This is a genomic window from Streptomyces sp. NPDC058221 (assembly GCF_042882365.1).
Lineage (GTDB): Bacteria > Actinomycetota > Actinomycetes > Streptomycetales > Streptomycetaceae > Streptomyces.
The window spans coordinates 1-18780 of record NZ_JBHVWF010000150.1 but is presented as its reverse complement, the minus strand read 5'-3'; the positions used below and the strand labels follow the sequence as shown (position 1 = coordinate 18780).

The window sequence follows — 18780 nt, the reverse complement described above, 5'->3', positions numbered from 1 at the left end:
GCTCTGCAGTTCCCGCAGCTTGTCGAAGAGCCGGCCGATGCCCCGGGCATCGAGCTGGGCGGTCGGCTCGTCGAGGATGATCAGCCGGGCGCCGAAGGACAGCGCCCGGGCGATCTCGACGAACTGCCGCTGCTCGACGGCGAGATCGCGCGCCCGGGTGTCCGGGTCGACCTGAACGCCGTAGTCGGCGAGGAGCTGCTGCGCGCGCTTGCGCAGCCGTCCCCAGCTGATCCAGCGGGTGTTGTCGTCGAACCGGTTGAGGAAGAGGTTCTCGGCGACGGTCAGATCGGGGACGACCATGGACTTCTGGTAGACGCAGGCGACCTTCGACTGCCAGGCCGTGGTGTCCCCGAAGGCGGGCGCGGGCTCCCCGCCGAAGGTGACCGTGCCTGCGTCCGCCTTGTGAAGTCCGGTCAGCACGCTGACCAGGGTCGACTTGCCCGCGCCGTTGCGGCCGACGAGGGCGTGCGACTCACCGGGCCGCACGGTGAGCTGCACCCCGTCGAGCGCGACGGTCGGTCCGAAGCGTTTGACAACGCCTTGTGCCTGTACGGCAGGTGGTGGTCCCTGGTCCATGGCTACTTCTTCTTCTCCAGCTGGTTGGCCCACAGCTTCGGGTCGTCGACGTTGTCCTTGGTCACCAGCGGCGCGGGGAGCTGGTCCTCGAGGCCGTTCGGGATCTTGATGATGGTGGAGTCGTGGTCGGTCGGACCCGCCTTGAAGGTCTTCCCGTCCAGTGCCGCCTTCGCGTAGTAGAGCGCGTACTTCGCGTACAGGTCGGCGGGCTGGGAGATCGTCGCGTCGATCTTCCCGGCCTTGATGGCGTCGAACTCCTCCGGGATGCCGTCGTTGGAGATGATGGTGATGTGGCCCGGCGAGCCGGCCGGCTTCAGCAGCTTCTTCTGCTCCAGGAGCGCGAGGGTCGGCTGCAGGAAGACCCCGCCGGCCTGCATGTAGATGCCGTTGATGTCGGGGTGGGCGGCCAGCGTCGACTGGAGCTTCGCGGAGGCGACGTCACCCTTCCAGTCGGTGGCGAGCTCGAACACCTTGATGCCGGGGAAGTCCTTGTCCATGCAGGTCTTGAAGGCCTCGGACCGGTCGCGGCCGTTGATCGAGGAGAGGTCGCCCTGGAACTCGACGACCTTGCCCTTGCCCTTGAGCTGCTTGCCGAGGTACTTGCAGGCGTTGGTCCCGTACGCCTTGTTGTCGGCCCGCACCACCATGTAGATGTCGCCCTTGTCGGGGCGGGTGTCGACGCTGACGACGGGGATCTTCTTCTCGTTCAGGTTGCTGAGCGACTCGGCTATCGCCCCGGTGTCCTGCGGGGCCATCACCACCGCCTTGGCGCCCTGGTCGCTGAAGGTCTGGACGTTGGCGACCAGCTTGCCGATGTCGTTCTGCGAGTTGGTCAGCGGCAGCGCCTTGACCTCACCGCCCTTGACCCCCTTCTCGATGTAGTTCTGGTAGGAGTTCCAGAAGTCGCTGTCGCTGCGCGGCAGGTCGATGCCCACCTTCCCGCCACCCGCACCGTCGTCCGACGATTCGCGGTTGCAGCCCGCGAGGGCAGTGACGGCCAGCAGTACGGCGCAGGCTGCCGCACTCGTCGTACGCACTCTCATTGGTGTCCCGTTCCTTTGTGGAGTACCGGCTCGGAGATCTGTTGGCATGTGCTGGGTCGCAGGGGGTGCGGTTGGTGCGAGGAGGGCGGCCCCGGTGGTTCGGCTCGGGCCGCCGCCCTTGCGGTCAGCTGTCGGCGGGGCGCAGGCGCAGGCCCTGCATGCCGCCGTCGACGGCCAGTGCGGTGCCTGTCACGGAGGCCGCGGCGGGACTGGCGAGGTAGACGATCGCGGCGGCCACCTCGTCGGCGGAGACCAGCCGGCCCAGCGGCTGACGGGCGTTGAGGGCCGCGCGTTCGGCGGCCGGGTCGTCGGCCTGGCCGAGCAGCCGGCCGACCCACGGGGTGTCCGCGGTACCCGGGTTGACGCAGTTGACCCGGACGCCCTCGCGGACGTGGTCGGCCGCCATGGCCAGGGTCAGCGAGAGGACGGCGCCCTTGCTCGCGCTGTACAGGGCGCGCTGCGGCAGCCCGGCGGTCGCCGCGATCGAACAGGTGTGGGTGATCGAGACGGCGCCGGGCCGCTCGGCCGCGGCGCGCCGCAGATGAGGCAGGGCGTGACGGGCGGTGCGGACCATGCCGAGGACGTTGATGTCCAGGACCCTGGTCCACTCGTCGTCGTCGTTGTCCTCGACGGAGCCGATGGAGCCGATGCCCGCGTTCGACACGAGCGTGTGCAGGGAGCCCAGTTCGGCCGCCGCGCGGTCGACGGCCTCGCGCACGGCTGTGTCGTCGGTGACGTCCGCCTTCACGGCGAGGGTGCCCTCGGGGGCGCCCGACGTCTCCCGGTCGAGGACGGCCACCCGGGCGCCTCGCTCCAGCAGCATGGCCGCGACGGCGGCTCCGATACCGGAGGCCCCGCCCGTCACCAGGGCGTTCATCCCCTCGAAGTCGCGTGTGCCGGTCATCGGCCGTCCTCCTCAGTCGTGCGGCGGGCCTGCCATACGGGGCCCTCCGGATAGCGGTGTGCAGCGATCGAAGCAGGGAACATCTGGCCGGAGAAGCCCGGGGACACCGGGGCCCGGTAGCGGCCCGATTCGATCACGGTGGGGTCGACGAAATGTTCGTGCAGATGGTCGACGTATTCGATCACCCGGTTCTCCCAGGTGCCGGAGACGGCCACATAGTCGAACATCGAGAGATGCTGCACCAGTTCGCACAGGCCGACGCCGCCCGCGTGCGGGCAGACCGGCACGCCGTACTTGGCGGCGAGCAGCAGGATCGCCAGGTTCTCGTTGACGCCGGCGACCCGTGCCGCGTCGATCTGGACGAAGTCGACCGCGCCGGCCTGGAGCAGCTGCTTGAACACGACCCGGTTGGCGACGTGTTCCCCGGTGGCTACCTTCACCGGCTGCCCGGCGCGCACGGCGGCGTGGCCGAGGACGTCGTCGGGGCTGGTGGGCTCCTCGATCCAGTGCGGGTCGTACGGCGCGAGCGCGGTCATCCACGTCACCGCGTCGGCGACGTCCCAGCGCTGGTTGGCGTCGACCGCGATCCGTACGTCGTCGCCCACGGCCTCACGGGCGAGCCCGAGCCTGCGGATGTCGTCGTCCAGGTCACCGCCGACCTTCAGCTTGATCTGGGTGAAGCCGTCGGCGACGGCCTCCTTGGCCAGCCTGACCAGCTTGTCGTCGGAGTAGCCGAGCCAGCCGGGCGAGGTCGTGTAGGCGGGGTAGCCCTCGGCGCGCAGCCGTTCGGCCCGCTCGGCCCGGCCCGGTTCGGCGGCGCGCAGGATCGCGAGCGCCTCCTCGGGGGTGAGGGCGTCGCTCAGATACCGGAAGTCGACGAGGGAGACGAGCTCCTCCGGCGTCATCTCGGCCAGGAACTGCCAGACAGGTCTGTCCGCCCGCTTCGCCGCCAGGTCCCAGGCGGCGTTGACGACCGCGCCGGCCGCCATGTGCATCACGCCCTTCTCGGGCCCCAGCCAGCGCAGTTGCGAATCGTGAGTGAGATCGCGGTACAGCGCGCCGAGGTCGGCCGCGGTGCGGGGCACGGGGCGCCCGACCACATAGGACCGCAGCGCCTGGATGGCGGCGGCCATCACCTCGTTGCCGCGCCCGATCGTGAAACAGAAGCCATGTCCCTCGATACCGCCACCGTCGCCGTCCGCGGCATCGGTACGCAGGACGACATAGGCGGCCGAGTAGTCGGGATCGGGGTTCATGGCGTCCGAGCCGTCCAGTTGTTCCGAGGTCGGAAAACGGATGTCGTGAACCTCGAAATCCGTGACGGTCTGACTCATGCGCGCCCCCAGGGGAAATAACATCGGACCTCTGCTCTGGTCATCCGATGTATAACGCCCCGAAGGGGCCAACGTCCAGGGCTGAACCGAAATTGGCTGTACACAGCTCGGATGTATGGCGTGACTGATGCCCTGATTCGACCGGTGATGCACCCCGGTGGCCCGGGTTCACCCCGCTGTGAACAGGGGCTGCGGCGGGAGTGGCCGGAAGCCGTAAGGTTGTTCCGTACGCAAGGGAACTTCGGAAGGAGGCCTGGGTGATCGAGCTCGAGGGGGTTCCCGAGCTGATCGACCCGGTCATGGTGGCCGCGTTCGAGGGGTGGAACGACGCAGGTGATGCCGCTTCCACAGCGGTCGCGCACCTGGACCGGGAGTGGAAGGGCGAGGTGTTCGCGGCGCTGGACGCCGAGGACTACTACGACTTCCAGGTCAACCGCCCGACGGTGTGGCTGGACGGCGGGGTGCGCAAGGTCACCTGGCCGACCACCCGGCTCTCCGTGGTCCGCATCGGCGGGGACAAGCCCCGCGACCTCGTGCTGGTCCGGGGCATCGAGCCCTCCATGCGCTGGCGCTCGTTCTGCAACGAGATCCTGGGCTTCGCCCATGAGCTGGGCGTGGAGATGGTGGTGGTGCTCGGTGCGCTGCTCGGCGACACCCCGCACACCCGCCCGGTACCGGTCAGCGGCGTCACGTCCGATCCGGACCTGGCGCGGACCATGGACCTGGAGGAGACGAGGTACGAGGGGCCGACCGGCATCGTCGGCATCCTCCAGGAGGCCTGCACCCACGCGGGCGTGCCCGCGGTGAGCCTGTGGGCGGCGGTGCCGCACTATGTGTCGCAGCCGCCCAACCCGAAGGCCACGCTGGCGCTGCTGAACCGCCTGGAGGATCTGATCGGCTTGCGCATCCCGCTGGGCGAACTGGCCGAGGACGCCCGCGCCTGGCAGCTCGGGGTGGACCAACTGGCCGCCGAGGACAGCGAAGTGGCGGAGTACGTGCAGACGCTGGAGGAGGCGCGGGATACCGCGGAGCTTCCCGAGGCGAGCGGCGAGGCGATCGCCCGGGAGTTCGAGCGCTATCTGCGCCGCCGGGACCCGGGGCCGCTTTCCGGACCGGGCGGGCATGCGACGGAGAGCGGCGACAGCTCGTATCTGCGGGACACCTCCAGCGGCCGGACCAGGCCGCCGAAGCCGACCCGGCCGGAGACCGGTCCGGGGCCGGTGACCGGATCCGGTGCCGGCCCCGCGCCGGGGCCCGCACCGGCTGACGGCACGGAGGGCGGCCGCGAGAGCGGGGCCGGCGGTCCGCAGAACCCGCCGGACGACAAGCCCGAGGACAACTCGGGCGGGGCCTCGCAGGACCAGGATCCGCCGGAGGACTCGCCGGAGAATTCGTCGGAGGACTGACCGGGACAGCCGGGCGCGGAAGTCCGGTCCGGACAGCCGGGAGCCGGGCGGGTGCGTACCCGCCCGGCTCCCCCCTTTCGGTGCGGGCATCAGGGTGCGGCCGCGGGCATCAGGCGCAGGTGAAGCGCGCGGCGCCCCAGTCGCCGTGGTCGCCGGTCTTGGACGCGTTGGTGTCCGTGACCTTCAGACGGACATGGCGCGCACCGTCGAGCGGCACATCGACCGGAACGGCGGCGGACGCCCCGGTCACCTTCGGCGAGGTCCACAGCACCTTGCCGTCGGCCTCGACGGAGAACTCCACCTCGCCGTATCCGTCGATCTCGTCGTCGATCCCGGCATCCGCGGTGAACTTCGAGCAGCGTCCGCCGAGATAGACCTCGATGCCGGAGTCGGCGTGGGTCCCGATCCCCTTCTCGTACACCTTCCCGTCCAGCGTGAGGGGCTTGCCGTCCTCCGCGCCCGATTCGCCGTTGCTGCGGTCGCGCTCCGCCGGACCGTAGCCGTTGACCGACGTCAGCCACTTCATGTCGCTCGCCCACGCCTCACCTGTGGGGGGCGGCGGCATCACCGCGGCGGCGATCCGCTGAACGGCCGTGCGGGATTCGCCCGCCGAGCGGTAGCGGGCGAGCGCGGTGATCCGGGCCTCCCCCACAGCCGCGTCCTTCGCCGGGGTGACCGACACCTCGACCCGCCGGGTGGTGCCCGCCGGGATCCGGTGCACGGCGGGGGCCGGGGTGACCTGCCAGCCCTCGGGGACGTCCAGCGAGACCGTGGCGTCCGTGACATCGCTCCGGCCCGCGGTGACGTCGACGTCGACGGTGGCCGGGGCCCCCGCGCCGATCTCCTGTCCCTGCGGCGCGGAGACCGTGGCCGTCGCCGCCGCGTTCCGGCCGCCGACCGCGCTGGTGTTCTCCAGCTTCACCGAGAACTTACTGCCCGTGGACAGCGGTGCGGTCTTGATCTTGACCACGCCGCCCCGGTCGTCGCGGTCGTACCACCAGCCCTGCTTCGCCGATGCGTACGCGGCGGCCGAGCCGAGCCGGGGCAGCTTGCCCGCGAGCTTCACCGCGCTGGGCTCGGATCCGGTGTGCACGCTGAAATCGTACGGGCGGCTGCTCTGCTTGCCCGTGAACTTCCCCTTGCTCGCACCGATGTTGACGGTGACGTCACCCGCGCCCTCGGCCGGCGCACGGACGTCGGCGGTCTGCGTGGCGTACGCGCCGTCGCGGTGCTGCCGGGTCACGCCGTCGTCCTCGTACAGCGTGAACGAGGACGTGCCCTGCGGGTAGATGTCCCAGGCGAGCGAGGAACCGGCGGTGCGGTCCTTGTACGAGCGGATGCCCGGCCACATCGGCACACTGGCGCCGCCCTTGACGAACAGCGGCAGGGTGTCGAGCGGGGCGCTGTAGTCGTCGACGGTGACCGGGCCCCGGTAGGTCCGCCCGGTCCAGTAGTCGGTCCAGGTGCCCTTGGGCAGATAGATGCCGTCGCGCTCGGTGCTGTCCTGGTAGACCGGGGCGACGAGGAAGTCCTCACCGGACATGAACTCGTACTTCGCCGCGTCCGTCGCGGCCTTCGGGTCGTCCGGGTACTCCAGCACCAGCGGCCGGACCATTCCTACACCGGTCTTCGTCGCCTCGTGCGCGTAGGAGTACTGGTAGGGCAGCAGCGACTCCTTCAGCTTGAGGTAGTCGCGGTTGATGGAGGTGTACGGCTCCCCGTAGCGGAAGGGCTGCTTGTCGTCGGCCGCCCAGCCGTCCATGGTCATCGTGGTCCCCAGGAACATCTTCCACTGGAGGTCACGGGTGTACGTCTTGGCGCTGCCGCCGAAGATGCCGTCGACGTCACCCGTGGTGTAGGCGAGGCCGGACATCGTGGCGCCCGCGTAGGTCGGGATCTGCCAGCGGATGTAGTCCCAGGTGCCGGACTGGTCGCCGGACCACTGGACTCCGCAGCGCTGGGCGCCCGACCAGCTCTCGGGGGCGTAGGTGAAGCCGCGGGCGTCGCTGTTGTCCTCGATGCCCTTGTAGGCGTCCTTGCAGCCGTCCAGGGCGAACTTGTAGCCGTCGCCGACCCAGGCCACGTCCAGCTTGGCGACGCGCTGGCCCGCCTTGACCTGGTCACCGAGCTTGTCGATGCCGTCCTCGGTCCACAGGCCGAGCTCCATGTCACGGTCCTTCAGGCCCTCGGCGGTCTCCGCGAGGTCCTCGTAACCGCAGCCGTAGCCGTCGTTGACGAGCATCCAGCCGTTCGGCATGTCGTTGTCGACGTAGCCGTCGGCGACCTTCAGCGAGTCCTTGGTGCGGCGCTCGCCGCGGTTGGCGTTGTGCAGGTAGCAGTCGGAGTCGCCGATCTCCATGCCGTACACCGGCGGCAGGAACGGCTTGCCGGTGAGCTTCGTGTACTGGCCTATGACGTCCTTGGCGCTGTCACCGGCGAAGTAGTAGGCGTCGAAGCGCTGCTCCTGGGCGCTGGTGGTCACCGGGTCGGTGAAGGCATAGGTATTGGGTGCGAAGGTGTTGCGGAACACGCCGTAGCCGGCCGACGAGAGATAGAACGGCACCGAGTTGGGGTGGCCGCCGTCGTCCCAGTTGTAGTCGACGCCGACCTCGACCGTCTGGTCCCGGTGCGAGGTGTTGCCGCGGCCGTTCTGCATACCGGCGCCGTAGAACTGCTCGTCGCCGCCGCGCGCGAGGGTCTGGGTGGTCTTCTCGCCGTCCCAGCTCAGCCCCTTGGCCTCGGACCACACCTGGCTGCCGTCGGCCCGGTAGAGGGCGAACCGCAGAGGCGACTTGTAGGCACGCAGCGTGATGGCGCCGGTGGAGAGGTCGTAGCGGTCGCCGCGCTCCTTCCAGCGGGTGCGGGGCGGCGATCCCTGGGGCAGCACGATGGCGTCGCCGGCGGGGTCGGAGAACGTGCCGTCCGGTGCGAGTTCGATCCGGAAGGTCTCGTCGGAGACGAAGCTGACACGGGCCTCGGCGGTGCCCGCACGCAGGTGGTAGACGGGGCCGTCGGCGGAGAAGCCGGTGAGGTCGCCGACCGTCGTCCCGTCGGGTGCGGCCGGATCCGCCGCCGCACCGCCCGGTCCCGAGAGGACGGCGAACAGTCCCAGCAGCGCTGCAACAACTGCCGTTCTGATGCGCGTTGATGATTGCATAGAGCGCTTTTAGCGCAGCATCGAGCATTTGACCATGGACAAAACGGAACCGGCCCCGAACTTCATCAAGAAGTTAGGGGCCGGCGAACGGGCGTAATGCGGCAGGCAGTTACAGCGCGACACCGAGCAGTGCGTCGACGGTGCGCGAGACGAGTCCCGGCGCTCCCTCGTCCGCGCCGCCTCCGGCGTTCTGGCGCTCGGCCCAGCGGTCCACGGCGGCCAGGGCGGCCGGGGTGTCCAGATCGTCGGCGAGGGCCTCGCGGACCTCCTCGACCAGCGCGTCGGCGGACAGCCCGTCGGGCCGCGAGACGGCGGCGCGCCAGCGGGCGAGCCGGTCCACCGCATCGGCGAGCACCTGGCCGGTCCACTCCCAGTCGGAGCGGTAGTGGTGCGAGAGCAGCGCCAGCCTGATCGCCGCCGGGTCCACACCGTCGCGGCGCAGCGCCGAGACGAAGACCAGGTTCCCCTTGGACTTGGACATCTTCTCGCCGTCCAGGCCGACCATGCCGGCGTGCACGTACGCCTGGGCGAACGGGTGCTCGCCGGTCAGCACCTGGGCGTGCGAGGCGCCCATCTCGTGGTGCGGGAAGGCGAGGTCGGAGCCGCCTCCCTGGACGTCGAAGCCCATCCCCAGGTGGTCCAGGGCGATGGCGACGCACTCGATGTGCCAGCCGGGCCGGCCGGCGCCGAGGGAGCCGCCGTCCCAGCTCGGCTCGCCCGCACGGGCGGCCATCCAGAGCATCGGGTCGAGCGGGTTCTTCTTGCCGGGGCGCTCCGGGTCACCGCCGCGTTCGGCGGAGAGCAGCCGCATCGCCTCGGCGTCGAGGTTGGAGACCTGGCCGAAGTGCGGGTCGGTGTCGACGGAGAAGTAGACGTCTCCGTCGAGGTCGTAGGCGGCGCCCGCGTCCCGGAGTCGTTCGACGAGCGGCACGATGCCGGGTATCGCCTCGACGGCTCCGATGTAGTGCTGCGGCGGGAGCATGCGCAGGGCAGTCATGTCCTCACGGAACAGGGCCGTCTCGCGCTCGGCGAGCTCGGTCCAGTCCTGACCGTCGCGCACGGCCCGCTCCAGTAGCGGATCGTCCACGTCGGTCACGTTCTGGACATAGTGAACCTGCCGCTTGGTGTCGAGCCACACGCGCTGAACAAGGTCGAACGCGTTGTAGGTCGCCGCATGACCCATATGGGTCGCGTCGTACGGCGTGATGCCGCAGACATAGATGCGGGCGACGGGACCGGGGTCAAGGGTGATCCGTCCGCCGGTCGCGGTGTCGTGGATCCGAAGGTCGCGGCCCTTGCCAGGCAGGGCGGGGACCTCAGAAGCGGGCCAGGCATGCATGCAACGAGCGTAACCGGACGCAGCTTCCGGATACGAACCGGAGGGGGGATCCTGTCCGAAGAGGCCCTCTTGCGCGCGGCCCCGAAAGTTGTCCCGCCCCCTCCGGGGCCCCGGCTCACCGGCCGTCCGGGCCCCGTCCGCGGGCGGTCATGCCGCGGGGCCCGACCGCCGGGCCCCGCCTACACAGGCGGCCACGGAATGGCCGGCCACCCGCCGCTCGGCTCGCGGTGCAGGCCGGTGGACCGCAGCCCCGCCACGCGGGCCCGCAGGGCCTCGATCTCGGCCGCGGTGATCAGTTCGCCCAGCCGGGTGACCAGGCCTGCCCCCGGCTCCAGCTCGCCGGCCAGGCGGTCCAGCACCTCCACCGCCTCCGCAGGCAACGGCTCGCCCGCCCAGCCCCAGAGCAGGGTGCGCAGCTTGTCGTCGGCGTTGAAAGTGACGCCGTGATCGATGCCGTACAGCCGGCCGTCGGGTGCCGGCAGCAGATGCCCGCCCTTCCGGTCGCCGTTGTTGATCACCGCGTCGAGCACGGCGAGCCGCCGCAGCCTGGAGTCGTCCGCATGCACCAGCAGCGCGGTCTTCCCCTCCCCCACCTCGGCGAGGGCCACGGCCTTCCAGCCCTCGCCCGGCTCCTCGTCCTCGACGAGCGCGAGCAGCCCCGCCCCGTCCTCGTCCTGCGGCGCCGCCTCGATCCACAGCTGGCACATGCCCTGGCCGTACGGGCCGTCCCGCAGCACGGTCGGCGGCACCAGGCCCCACCCCGTCGCCTCGGAGACCTCGTAGGCGGCCACCTCGCGCTGGGCCAGGGTGCCGTCGGGGAAGTCCCACAGGGGCTGCTCACCCGCGACCGGCTTGTACACGCAGTGCGCCTCGTCACCCTCGTACGCGACCGAGCAGTACAGCACCGCGTTGGATGCTCCGCGGACCTGTCCGAGGACGGTGAGCTCGCCCTTGCCGAGCAGGGTCATCCGTCCGGCGTCGGTCAGGCCCCGCGGCGGTATCCGTTCTGGCGCGGGCATACGTGTCCTTCCGGATCGAGCGGGAGGCTGCACAGGGGGCACGGCGGGCGGCCGGCGTTCACGACGTCCAGGGCCCGTTTGGCGAAGGCACGGGCCTGCGCCCCGCTGAGCCGGACCCGGAGCATCGGCGGGCCGTTCTCCTCGTCCTGGAGGAGCCGTTCCTCGGCCTCGGCGAGATCCTCGACGGATTCCGCGTCCAGTTCGACCAGGGCCTGCGCCTCGACGATCATGCGCTGCTCCTCGCCGTCCCAGGCGAGTGCCATCGTGCCGACCCGGAACTCCTCCTCGACGGGGACGTCGAGCGGAGCGGTATCGGTGACGTCCATCGGGACCACGGCCGGCACCGGGGAGTTCCCCCCGGTGCGCCGGACCACTTCGTCGAGCAGTTCGTCCACCCGCTCTGCGAGGGCGGCGACTTGGGTCTTCTCCAGGGCCACGCTGGTGACACGTCCGCCTGAGGATGCCTGCAGGAAGAACGTACGACGTCCAGGCAGCCCGACCGTACCGGCCACGAAACGGTCCGGGGGGTCGTAGAGGAACACCTGACGGGACACGTCCTGTCTCCCTTGTGATTTGACGCGGATGGGGGGCGGCCGGGGCCCGGGAGGGTTTCCCGGAAAGGCGCCTACGGCGCGTCCACCCTACTGCGCGGAGCGATCACGGTGCCCCAGCGCCGCCGCCGACCGCCGCGTTCCCTTCCCCGCCGCCCTTCGTGGCCGTCCCGGCACCGGAGTCAGGGGCGGGTTCGCGCGGCGCGAGGGGGGCGAGATCGCCCGTGTCCCCGAGCCTCAGCAGGAACGGCCGCAGCCGGGTGTAGCGGATCGCGGTGGCCGAGCACGGGTCGGCGTGGATCCGCTGGAAGAGGTCCAGATGCATGCCGAGCGCGTCGGCGACAAGGGACTTGATGATGTCGCCGTGCGAACACATCACGTAGACGGCGTTCTCGCCGTGCTCCGCCTCGATCCGCGCGTTCCACTCGCGTACCGCGTCGACGGCCCGCGCCTGCATCGCCCTCATCGACTCGCCGCCGGGGAACGCCGCCGCCGACGGGTGCTGCTGCACGACCGTCATCAACGGTTCGTCGACGAGCTCCGCGAGCTTGCGGCCCGCCCAGTCGCCGTAGTCGCACTCGCTGATCCGCTCCTCGGTGTGCAGCGGCAGGCCGGGCCGGGCGTCGAGCAGTGGCTGCAGCGTCTGGTGACAGCGCTGCAGGGGGCTGCTGACGGCCGCGACGAGCGGCAGTGCGGCCAGCCGTCCGGGAAGCGCCGCGGCCTGCTCGGTGCCGCGCTCGTCGAGCTCGACACCGGGCGTCCGGCCCGCGAGCACGCCGGCCGTGTTGGCGGTGGAGCGTCCGTGGCGTACGAGGATCAGGGTGGGCATACCGGCCAGCGTAGGCCGACGCTCCGGCAAAGGTGCGCCGGGGACCGGAGCAGGGCAGAATGCGCGCCGTGATTGTGGACTGCGCCATCTACCGGGACGGGTGCCGCACCGACGGCCCCGCCGACTTCTCCGATGCTCTCGAAGAGGCCCGGGCCACCGGTGACGCGTTCCTGTGGATCGGCCTGCACGAGCCCACGGAGAAGGAGTTCGCTCTGGTCAGCAGCGAGTTCGGACTTCACCCGCTGGCGGTGGAGGACGCCCTGGCGGCGCACCAGCGTCCGAAGCTGGAGGTGTACGACGACTCGCTGTTCGTGGTCATCAAACCGGTCATGTACGACCACGGGACCGACACGGTCTCCGCGGACGAACTGATGGTGTTCATAGGCGATTCGTTCGTCGTGACGGTCCGGCACGGCGAGGCGGCGCCGCTGGCCGCCGTACGCCGCCGGCTGGAGGCCGAGGCCGATGTGCTCAAGCACGGACCCACGGCGGTGCTCTACGCGGTCAGCGACGCCGTCGTGGACCACTACATCGATGTCGCGGGGGAACTCCAGGTCGACCTGGAGGAGCTGGAGACCCAGGTCTTCGCCCCGACCGCCAACGGCGACTCCAAGAACACCGCGGCCCGCATCTACACGTTCAAGCGCCAGGTACTGGAGTTCCGCCGGGCGACCGTTCCGCTGGCCGCCCCGATGGCCCGGCTCGCGAGCGCGGGGGTGCCCTTCGTCCACGAGCACTCGCAGCCGTTCTTCCGGGACGTCCAGGACCATCTGACGCGCGCCAACGAGCAGGTGGAGGGACTCGACCGGCTGCTCTCCGACATCCTGTCCGCGCATCTCGCCCAGATGGGAGTGCGGCAGAACGACGACATGCGCAAGATCTCGGCCTGGGCGGCGATGGCCGCTGTACCGACCATGGTCGCGGGGATCTACGGCATGAACTTCAAGCACATGCCGGAGCTGCGCTGGGCGTGGGCCTATCCGGCGGTGATCCTGCTGATGGCGGGCGTGGTCCTCGGCCTGTACCGCCAGTTCAAGCGCCGCGGCTGGCTCTGACCGTTCAAGCGCCGCGGCCCGCTCTGCCGCAGAAGCGGCCGGCTCAGCCGAACTCGGGTGCCGGGACGGCCGCACCGCCCAGCGCGTCGCGCCGCTCGGGCGGTGCCAGGCTCACCATGCGCCGCCAGCCCACCAGGCGCTCGTACGCGTAGACGGCGTGGATCCCCGCGGCCAGCACCGCGGCCTTGACGCGCGGCCAGCCCAGGATGCGGCCCATGTGGTCCATCACGGCGAGGCTGACGTCGCGGTAGACCCGGATCTCGCCGAGCGCGCACTCGCGCAGGATGCTCTGGATCGTGCGGCCGTGTCCCGACCTGGCGAAGCGCAGCAGTTCCTCGTGGCAGTACGCCAGGTGGCTGTCCTCGTCGCTCGAGATCATCCTGACCGCGCGGCCCACGTCGGGGTGGTCCGCGAAGTACCTGCGCAACATCCGCATCTGCTCGGACGCGCGCTGTTCGGTGACCCGGCTGTGCGCGAGGTAGGTGATGATGTCGCGCTCGGTGAGCGGCTCCTCCTGCCCGAGCTGCTCATGGGCCAGGCCGATGCCGTACCGCTCCAGGAGCATCGTGTAGTCGGTCTCGTGCGGAACCTCCACGGGCGCCAGACCACGCTTCTTCAGCAGGGCGTTGAAGATCCGGCCGTGCTTGTCCTCGTCGGCGCCGTGCCGGGCGATCTTCGGGGCGAGGGTGCGCTGGCTCGCGGGGACGAGGGCCGCGATGCGGCCGTTCTCCCAGCCGCCCTGGGACTCGCCGCCGGCGGCGATGGAGCAGAACAGCCGGAACGACTCGTCGTCGTCGAGAATCTCCTGGAACAGGTTCTTTGCCGAGAGCATCACTGCCACCTCCGTGCCGGCGTCCGCCGAGCGACAGTCAAATGCGCCCGGCCCGGACGGGCAACAGGAGGCCCCGGGGACTGGGCCGAACGAGTGCCCCTCGCGGCTCCGTCCCCCGTCCCGGAGAACCGTTTCCGCGCAGCTCCCGTAACCCAATCGCCCCCGCCCGCGTTGTTCCGCGTGACGGCCGTGGCGGGGAGGCCCCCGAGCCCCCACCACGGCCGTAGCGCTGCCGGGACGGCAGGCTCCTGCTACGCGAGCCCGGCACGCTCCAGGGCGTCCGTACCGGCGCGCAGCGCGGCGATCCGCTCGTCGAGGGTGAAACCTGCCGGGGCCAGGGTCAGGGTCGTGACGCCCGCGGCCGCGTACGCCTGCATCCGGTCCGCGATCCGTTCCACCGAGCCGAGCAGTGTCGTCTGGTCGATCAGCTGGTGCGGTACGGCGCCGGCCGCACCGCTCTTGTCGCCGGACAGGTACTTCTCCTGGATCTCGGCGGCTTCCTTCTCGTACCCCATGCGCTGGGCGAGCTGGTTGTAGAAGTTCTGCTTGGGGCTGCCCATGCCGCCGACGTACAGCGCGGTGTACGGCCGGAACATGTCGGCGAGGCCGTTGACGTCGTCGCCGACCGCGAGCGGCAGGGTCGGGCAGACGTCGAAGCCCTCCATGGTCCTGCCGGCCTTCTCCCGGCCCGCCCGCAGGTGCTTCACCGCGGTGTCCTCGAGGTGTTCCGCCGACGGGAAGATCAGCAGGGCGCCGTCGGCGATCTCACCGGTCTGCTCCAGGTTCTTCGGACCGATCGCGGCGATGTACAGCGGGATGTGCTCGCGCTGCGGGTGGATGGTCAGCTTGATCGGCTTGCCCGGCCCGTCCGGCAGCGGGAGCGTCCAGTGCTGTCCCTCGTACGACAGCCGCTCGCGGGTCATCGCCTTACGGACGATCTCCACGTACTCCCGGGTGCGGGCCAGCGGCTTGTCGAACTTGACGCCGTACCAGCCCTCGGAGACCTGCGGTCCCGACACCCCGAGGCCGAGCCGGAAGCGGCCGCCGGAGAGCGAGTCGAGGGTGGCCGCGGTCATCGCCGTCATGGCGGGCTGACGGGCCGGGATCTGCATGATGGCGGAGCCGACGTCGATGGACTCGGTCTGTGCGGCCACCCAGGTCAGCACGGTGGGCACGTCGGAGCCGTAGGCCTCGGCCGCCCAGCAGACGTCGTAGCCGAGCCGGTCGGCCTCCTGCGCGACGGCGAGGTTGTCCCCGTCCATACCCGCGCCCCAGTAACCGAGATTGATGCCGAGCCGCATAGCCGCTCCCCTTACTGATCAGTAACGTCCCTGTGCCCCGGACTCTAGCGCGCGGGAAGGCGATCCGGCAGTGGCGGCCCGGACCCCGGTTGTCCACAGCCCTGCCGGATGGGGAGCCGCGGCCAGTAATCTCAGCGCCCATGGAGCAGAGGCATCTCGGCCGCACCGGCCTTCGAGTGTCCCGGATCGGGCTCGGCACCCTCACCTGGGGCCGGGACACCGACGAGCACGACGCTGCCGAGCAGCTGAAGGCCTTCTGGGAGGTGGGCGGCACCCTGGTCGACACCGCGGACGTGTACGGCGGCGGCGAGTCCGAGTACCTGCTCGGGCGCCTCGTCGAGGGCCTGGTGCCGCGGCGTGATCTCGTCATCGCCACCAAGGCCGGCAGTGTGCCCGATCCGTACCGCAGGTTCGACGGCTCGCGCGGACATCTGCTGGCCGCCCTCGACGCCTCGCTGGCCCGGCTCGGCACGGACTATGTGGACCTCTGGCAGGTGCACGCCTTCGACCCGGTGACACCCCTGGAGGAGACGCTCCAGGCGCTGGACCTGGCGGTGTCCAGCGGGCGTGCCCGGTACGCGGGCGTGTCGAACTTCTGCGGATGGCAGCTGGCCAAGGCGGCGACCTGGCAGCTCGCCTCGCCCGGCCTGCGGACCCGGCTGGCCAGTACGCAGATGGAGTACTCGCTGCTGCAACGGGGCGTGGAGCGCGAGGTGTTGCCGGCCGCGCTCGACCTCGGCGTGGGGCTGCTGCCGTCGTCGCCCCTGGGCCGGGGTGTGCTGACCGGCAAGTACCGCACCGGCACCCCGGCGGACTCGCGCGGCGCCTCCGAACTGCTGGCCCCCTTCGTCGAGCCGTATCTCGACGACCCGGCGAGCCGCATCGTGGACGCCGTGGCGACCGCGGCCGACGGACTGGCCACGACGGCGCTCCAGGTCGCCCTCGCCTGGGTGCGGGACCGGCCGGGCGTGGTCGCCCCGATCGTCGGCGCGCGCAACGCGCAGCAGCTCACGGAGGCATTGTCAGTGGAGGCGCTTAGTCTTCCTGACGAGATCTGCCGCGCGCTCGACGATGTGTCGGCGCCCGTGCACCGCTATCCCGACCAGGACTGGAGCACGCTGTGACTGCGCTTCCCCGGGGGGAATCCCCCGGCCCCTCGGCCACCGACGACGACAGCGTTGTCGCGGACGCCCCCGTGCCCGCCCCCGCCGAGGAACCCGCCGCAGGGAGCGGTGAGTCGACCGCCGCCGAGGCCGCTGCCGACGACGGCAGTGGTGACGGGGAGACGCCTGCCGCGGCGGAGGGCGCGTCGGACACCCCGGACACCGCCGAGGGGACGGACGGGGGCTCCGACGGCGAAGCCGCCGCTGCCCCGGCCCTCTCCGAGGCCGAGGCCGAGCTGGCCGCCCAGCGCGAGCTGCGGGAGCGGATCGAGAAGCGCAAGGCCGAGAAGGAAGGACCCATCCCCGCCGGTACGAAGCTGAGCGGACCGGCCGCCGACCTGCTGGCCGCCGTGCGCGCCGTGGAGAGCGGCGAGAAGGCCGGCGCCGCCTTCTTCGACTCCCCCGCACCCGCCGTCCCCCGCCGGACCGCCCCGGAGCCCGCGCCGGTGCGGACGGCGGCCCCTGATCCCGCCCACGCATCCCACAGCGCCGCCCCGGAGGCGGTCGCCGCCGTGGCCTCCGTACTGGCCGCGGGCGGGGCTCCCGAGAGCCTGGCCGGCCCTGCCGCCGGGATCCTCGGCGCCCAGGCGGCCGACGTGCTGCGCGAGGACCCCTGGCAGCTGCTCTCCCTCCCCGGCGTCGCACCGGAGCAGGCCGACGGCTTCGCCCGGGCGCTGCTGGGGCCCGGATCCGGGCCGGACGACGATCGGCGCACCGCGGCCCTGGTCGGGTGGCTGCTGGAGCGTGCCGCACTGCGGGGCCACACCGCGCTGGACGCGACGGAGGTACGGGCCGCGCTCGCCGGACGAGCGGTGACCGACCCCGACGCGGCTGTGCAGCACGCCGTCGCCGAGGGCGTCGCGCTGGTCTTCCGGGACGGCCCGGAGGACGAGCTCGAGGGCGAAGGGGCAGAGGAGCCCGCAGATGCCCCGGAAACGGGCTCGGAGGCCGACGAGGGCGCGCAGGAGCCGGTGCAGGTGTTCCTCGGCCTCGACCGGTACGCCCTGGCCGAGGAGAGCCTCGCGGACGGGCTGGCCCGGCTGGTGAACGCGGTGGAGAAGGATGCCGACTGGTCCGCGGCCGCCGAGTCGGCGCCCTCCCCGTCGGCCGCCGAGCTGATCCGTACGGCCGCGGCCCACGGGCTCGTGGCGCACACCGGCGGCGAGGCTGCCAGGGCCGAGCCCGCGGCGCTGATCGCGGCGGCGAGCGCCCTCGGTCTGCGGGCGCTCGGCACCACCCACAGCGTGGACGGCCGGCAGCGGCTGGCGCAGGCCCTGGACGAGCCGCAGGCGGCCGTCACGCTGGCCGGGCTGCTCTCCGGCACCGAGGGCCCCGGACGGGACGAGGAAGGGGCCGTCGCCGTCGACCTGCTCGTCGTGCTGGACGCCCCGCAGGTCGATGTCGAGACCGGCGCGATGCTGGTGGAGGCCCTCGCCGACGGGACTCGTCTGGTGCTCAGCGGCGATCCCGGCGTGCTGGGCTCGGCCGGCGCGGGCCGGGTGTTCGCCGATGTGCTGGCCGCCCGCGCCTGCCCGCAGATCGTCTCGCGCACACCGGATCCCGGACCGATCGGCGAGCTGGTCTCGGGCATCGGCATCGGGGAGCTGAACCAGGTGGCGGCGCCGGGCAGGGAAGTGGTGATCGTCCCCGTGCGTGACGCGGGCGAGGCGGTGCACCGCACGGTGCAGCTGGTCGCCGACTCGGTGCCGCGCGCCATCGGGGTGCCGTCCTCCGACACCCAGGTGATCACTGTCGGCCACGGCGGCTCTGCGGGCACCCGGGCGCTGAACGAGGCACTCAAGCAGCGGCTCAACCCCGGCCCCGGGCGGTTCGGCGGCTTCGACCCCGGTGACCGGATCGCGTATGTCCCGGCACCGGGCAGGACCGTGCCGGGCGTGATCGTCTCGGCCGACGCCGATGGCCTGCACCTGGACTGTGCGGGGGCGCCGGTCGTCGTACCGCAGGAGCGGGTGGAGGCGTCCGTGCGCCACGCCTGGGCGCTCAGCGCCCATCAGGCGGCCGGCATGCGGTGGCCCGCGGCGGTCGTGGTGCTGCCGGGTGACGCGGCGCAGGGGCTCAGCCGCCCGTGGGTCTACACGGCGTTCAGCAGGGGTGAGCGGCATCTGTCGGTGGTGCACGGAGTGGACCAGGCCCTGCCCCGTGCGGTCGCCGAGTCCCCCTCGCAGGACCGCACCACGCGGCTGCGCACGCTGCTGGAGGCGTCCGACACGTGAGAGCGGGCGGCCGGGCGGATGCGTCGCGCATCCGCCC

15 protein-coding genes are annotated in these 18780 nt (G+C 71.5%); 4 read left to right on the top strand and 11 right to left on the bottom strand.

What is annotated here, in order from left to right; genetic code table 11:
- The 4 genes from ACFVW8_RS32640 to ACFVW8_RS32625 form a co-directional block, all read right to left on the bottom strand.
- Positions 1-576, bottom strand: a 576-nt coding sequence (locus ACFVW8_RS32640; protein WP_389696448.1) for an ATP-binding cassette domain-containing protein, incomplete at its 3' end; no start/stop codon positions are given.
- 2 nt (positions 577-578) lie between these two features.
- Positions 579-1619 carry a sugar ABC transporter substrate-binding protein gene (locus tag ACFVW8_RS32635; RefSeq protein WP_389696446.1) on the bottom strand — a complete coding sequence of 347 codons (1041 nt, stop codon included), beginning with the start codon at positions 1617-1619 and terminating at the stop codon, positions 579-581.
- Between the two features lie 124 nt (positions 1620-1743).
- Entirely contained in the window at positions 1744-2523 is a 780-nt protein-coding gene (locus tag ACFVW8_RS32630) for an SDR family NAD(P)-dependent oxidoreductase (protein ID WP_389696444.1), read from the bottom strand.
- Positions 2520-3857 (bottom strand): enolase C-terminal domain-like protein, encoded by a 1338-nt coding sequence (locus ACFVW8_RS32625; protein WP_389696442.1) that lies wholly within the window; start codon positions 3855-3857, stop codon positions 2520-2522. The genes ACFVW8_RS32630 and ACFVW8_RS32625 overlap by 4 nt, the downstream gene beginning before the upstream one ends.
- Positions 3858-4114: 257 nt before the next feature.
- On the opposite strand from ACFVW8_RS32625, the gene ACFVW8_RS32620 reads away from it, so the two are divergent.
- Positions 4115-5263 (top strand): PAC2 family protein, encoded by a 1149-nt coding sequence (locus ACFVW8_RS32620; RefSeq protein WP_389696440.1) that lies wholly within the window; start codon positions 4115-4117, stop codon positions 5261-5263.
- 109 nt (positions 5264-5372) lie between these two features.
- Here the strand turns inward: ACFVW8_RS32620 and ACFVW8_RS32615 are convergent, their stop codons facing one another.
- The 5 genes from ACFVW8_RS32615 to ACFVW8_RS32595 all read right to left on the bottom strand — a co-directional run bounded on the left by ACFVW8_RS32615 (position 5373) and on the right by ACFVW8_RS32595 (position 12158).
- Complete coding sequence (locus tag ACFVW8_RS32615; protein ID WP_389696438.1) at positions 5373-8420, bottom strand: NPCBM/NEW2 domain-containing protein; 3048 nt, start codon at positions 8418-8420, stop codon at positions 5373-5375.
- A gap of 109 nt (positions 8421-8529) precedes the next feature.
- Positions 8530-9759, bottom strand: coding sequence for a cysteine--1-D-myo-inosityl 2-amino-2-deoxy-alpha-D-glucopyranoside ligase (gene mshC, locus ACFVW8_RS32610; RefSeq protein WP_389696436.1), 1230 nt, complete (start codon positions 9757-9759; stop codon positions 8530-8532).
- A gap of 179 nt (positions 9760-9938) precedes the next feature.
- On the bottom strand, positions 9939-10778 hold the full coding sequence (locus tag ACFVW8_RS32605; protein ID WP_389696434.1) for an SCO1664 family protein: 840 nt from the start codon (positions 10776-10778) through the stop codon (positions 9939-9941).
- Complete coding sequence (locus ACFVW8_RS32600) at positions 10742-11332, bottom strand: DUF3090 domain-containing protein (RefSeq protein ID WP_389696432.1); 591 nt, start codon at positions 11330-11332, stop codon at positions 10742-10744. The genes ACFVW8_RS32605 and ACFVW8_RS32600 overlap by 37 nt, the downstream gene beginning before the upstream one ends.
- A gap of 103 nt (positions 11333-11435) precedes the next feature.
- The gene (locus tag ACFVW8_RS32595) at positions 11436-12158 is read right to left on the bottom strand and encodes a histidine phosphatase family protein (protein ID WP_389696430.1); all 723 of its coding nucleotides are present in this window, start codon (positions 12156-12158) and stop codon (positions 11436-11438) included.
- 59 nt (positions 12159-12217) lie between these two features.
- Between ACFVW8_RS32595 and corA the strand changes: the two genes are divergently transcribed.
- Positions 12218-13213 (top strand): magnesium/cobalt transporter CorA, encoded by a 996-nt coding sequence (gene corA, locus ACFVW8_RS32590; RefSeq protein ID WP_389696428.1) that lies wholly within the window; start codon positions 12218-12220, stop codon positions 13211-13213.
- Between the two features lie 43 nt (positions 13214-13256).
- Here corA and ACFVW8_RS32585 read toward each other — a convergent pair whose 3' ends face one another.
- A complete protein-coding gene (locus ACFVW8_RS32585) occupies positions 13257-14045 on the bottom strand; it encodes a ferritin-like domain-containing protein (protein WP_389696426.1) in 789 nt (262 codons plus the stop codon).
- Between the two features lie 251 nt (positions 14046-14296).
- The gene (locus ACFVW8_RS32580; RefSeq protein ID WP_389696424.1) at positions 14297-15346 is read right to left on the bottom strand and encodes an LLM class F420-dependent oxidoreductase; all 1050 of its coding nucleotides are present in this window, start codon (positions 15344-15346) and stop codon (positions 14297-14299) included.
- Positions 15347-15486: 140 nt separating this feature from the next.
- On the opposite strand from ACFVW8_RS32580, the gene ACFVW8_RS32575 reads away from it, so the two are divergent.
- Both ACFVW8_RS32575 and ACFVW8_RS32570 read left to right on the top strand, forming a co-directional pair.
- On the top strand, positions 15487-16470 hold the full coding sequence (locus ACFVW8_RS32575; protein ID WP_389696422.1) for an aldo/keto reductase: 984 nt from the start codon (positions 15487-15489) through the stop codon (positions 16468-16470).
- Positions 16467-18743 (top strand): helix-hairpin-helix domain-containing protein, encoded by a 2277-nt coding sequence (locus ACFVW8_RS32570; protein WP_389696420.1) that lies wholly within the window; start codon positions 16467-16469, stop codon positions 18741-18743. The genes ACFVW8_RS32575 and ACFVW8_RS32570 overlap by 4 nt, the downstream gene beginning before the upstream one ends.
- Positions 18744-18780: the final 37 nt, after the last annotated feature.

Coding starts and splice junctions, on each gene's coding strand:
- ACFVW8_RS32585 (WP_389696426.1), bottom strand. CDS start 14,045: ATGCTCTCGGCAAAGAACCTGTTCCAGGAGATTCTCGACGACGACGAG.
- ACFVW8_RS32580 (WP_389696424.1), bottom strand. CDS start 15,346: ATGCGGCTCGGCATCAATCTCGGTTACTGGGGCGCGGGTATGGACGGG.
- ACFVW8_RS32615 (WP_389696438.1), bottom strand. CDS start 8,420: ATGCAATCATCAACGCGCATCAGAACGGCAGTTGTTGCAGCGCTGCTG.
- ACFVW8_RS32625 (WP_389696442.1), bottom strand. CDS start 3,857: ATGAGTCAGACCGTCACGGATTTCGAGGTTCACGACATCCGTTTTCCG.
- corA (WP_389696428.1), top strand. CDS start 12,218: ATGCGCGCCGTGATTGTGGACTGCGCCATCTACCGGGACGGGTGCCGC.
- ACFVW8_RS32595 (WP_389696430.1), bottom strand. CDS start 12,158: ATGCCCACCCTGATCCTCGTACGCCACGGACGCTCCACCGCCAACACG.
- ACFVW8_RS32575 (WP_389696422.1), top strand. CDS start 15,487: ATGGAGCAGAGGCATCTCGGCCGCACCGGCCTTCGAGTGTCCCGGATC.
- ACFVW8_RS32635 (WP_389696446.1), bottom strand. CDS start 1,619: ATGAGAGTGCGTACGACGAGTGCGGCAGCCTGCGCCGTACTGCTGGCC.
- mshC (WP_389696436.1), bottom strand. CDS start 9,759: ATGCATGCCTGGCCCGCTTCTGAGGTCCCCGCCCTGCCTGGCAAGGGC.
- ACFVW8_RS32630 (WP_389696444.1), bottom strand. CDS start 2,523: ATGACCGGCACACGCGACTTCGAGGGGATGAACGCCCTGGTGACGGGC.
- ACFVW8_RS32605 (WP_389696434.1), bottom strand. CDS start 10,778: ATGCCCGCGCCAGAACGGATACCGCCGCGGGGCCTGACCGACGCCGGA.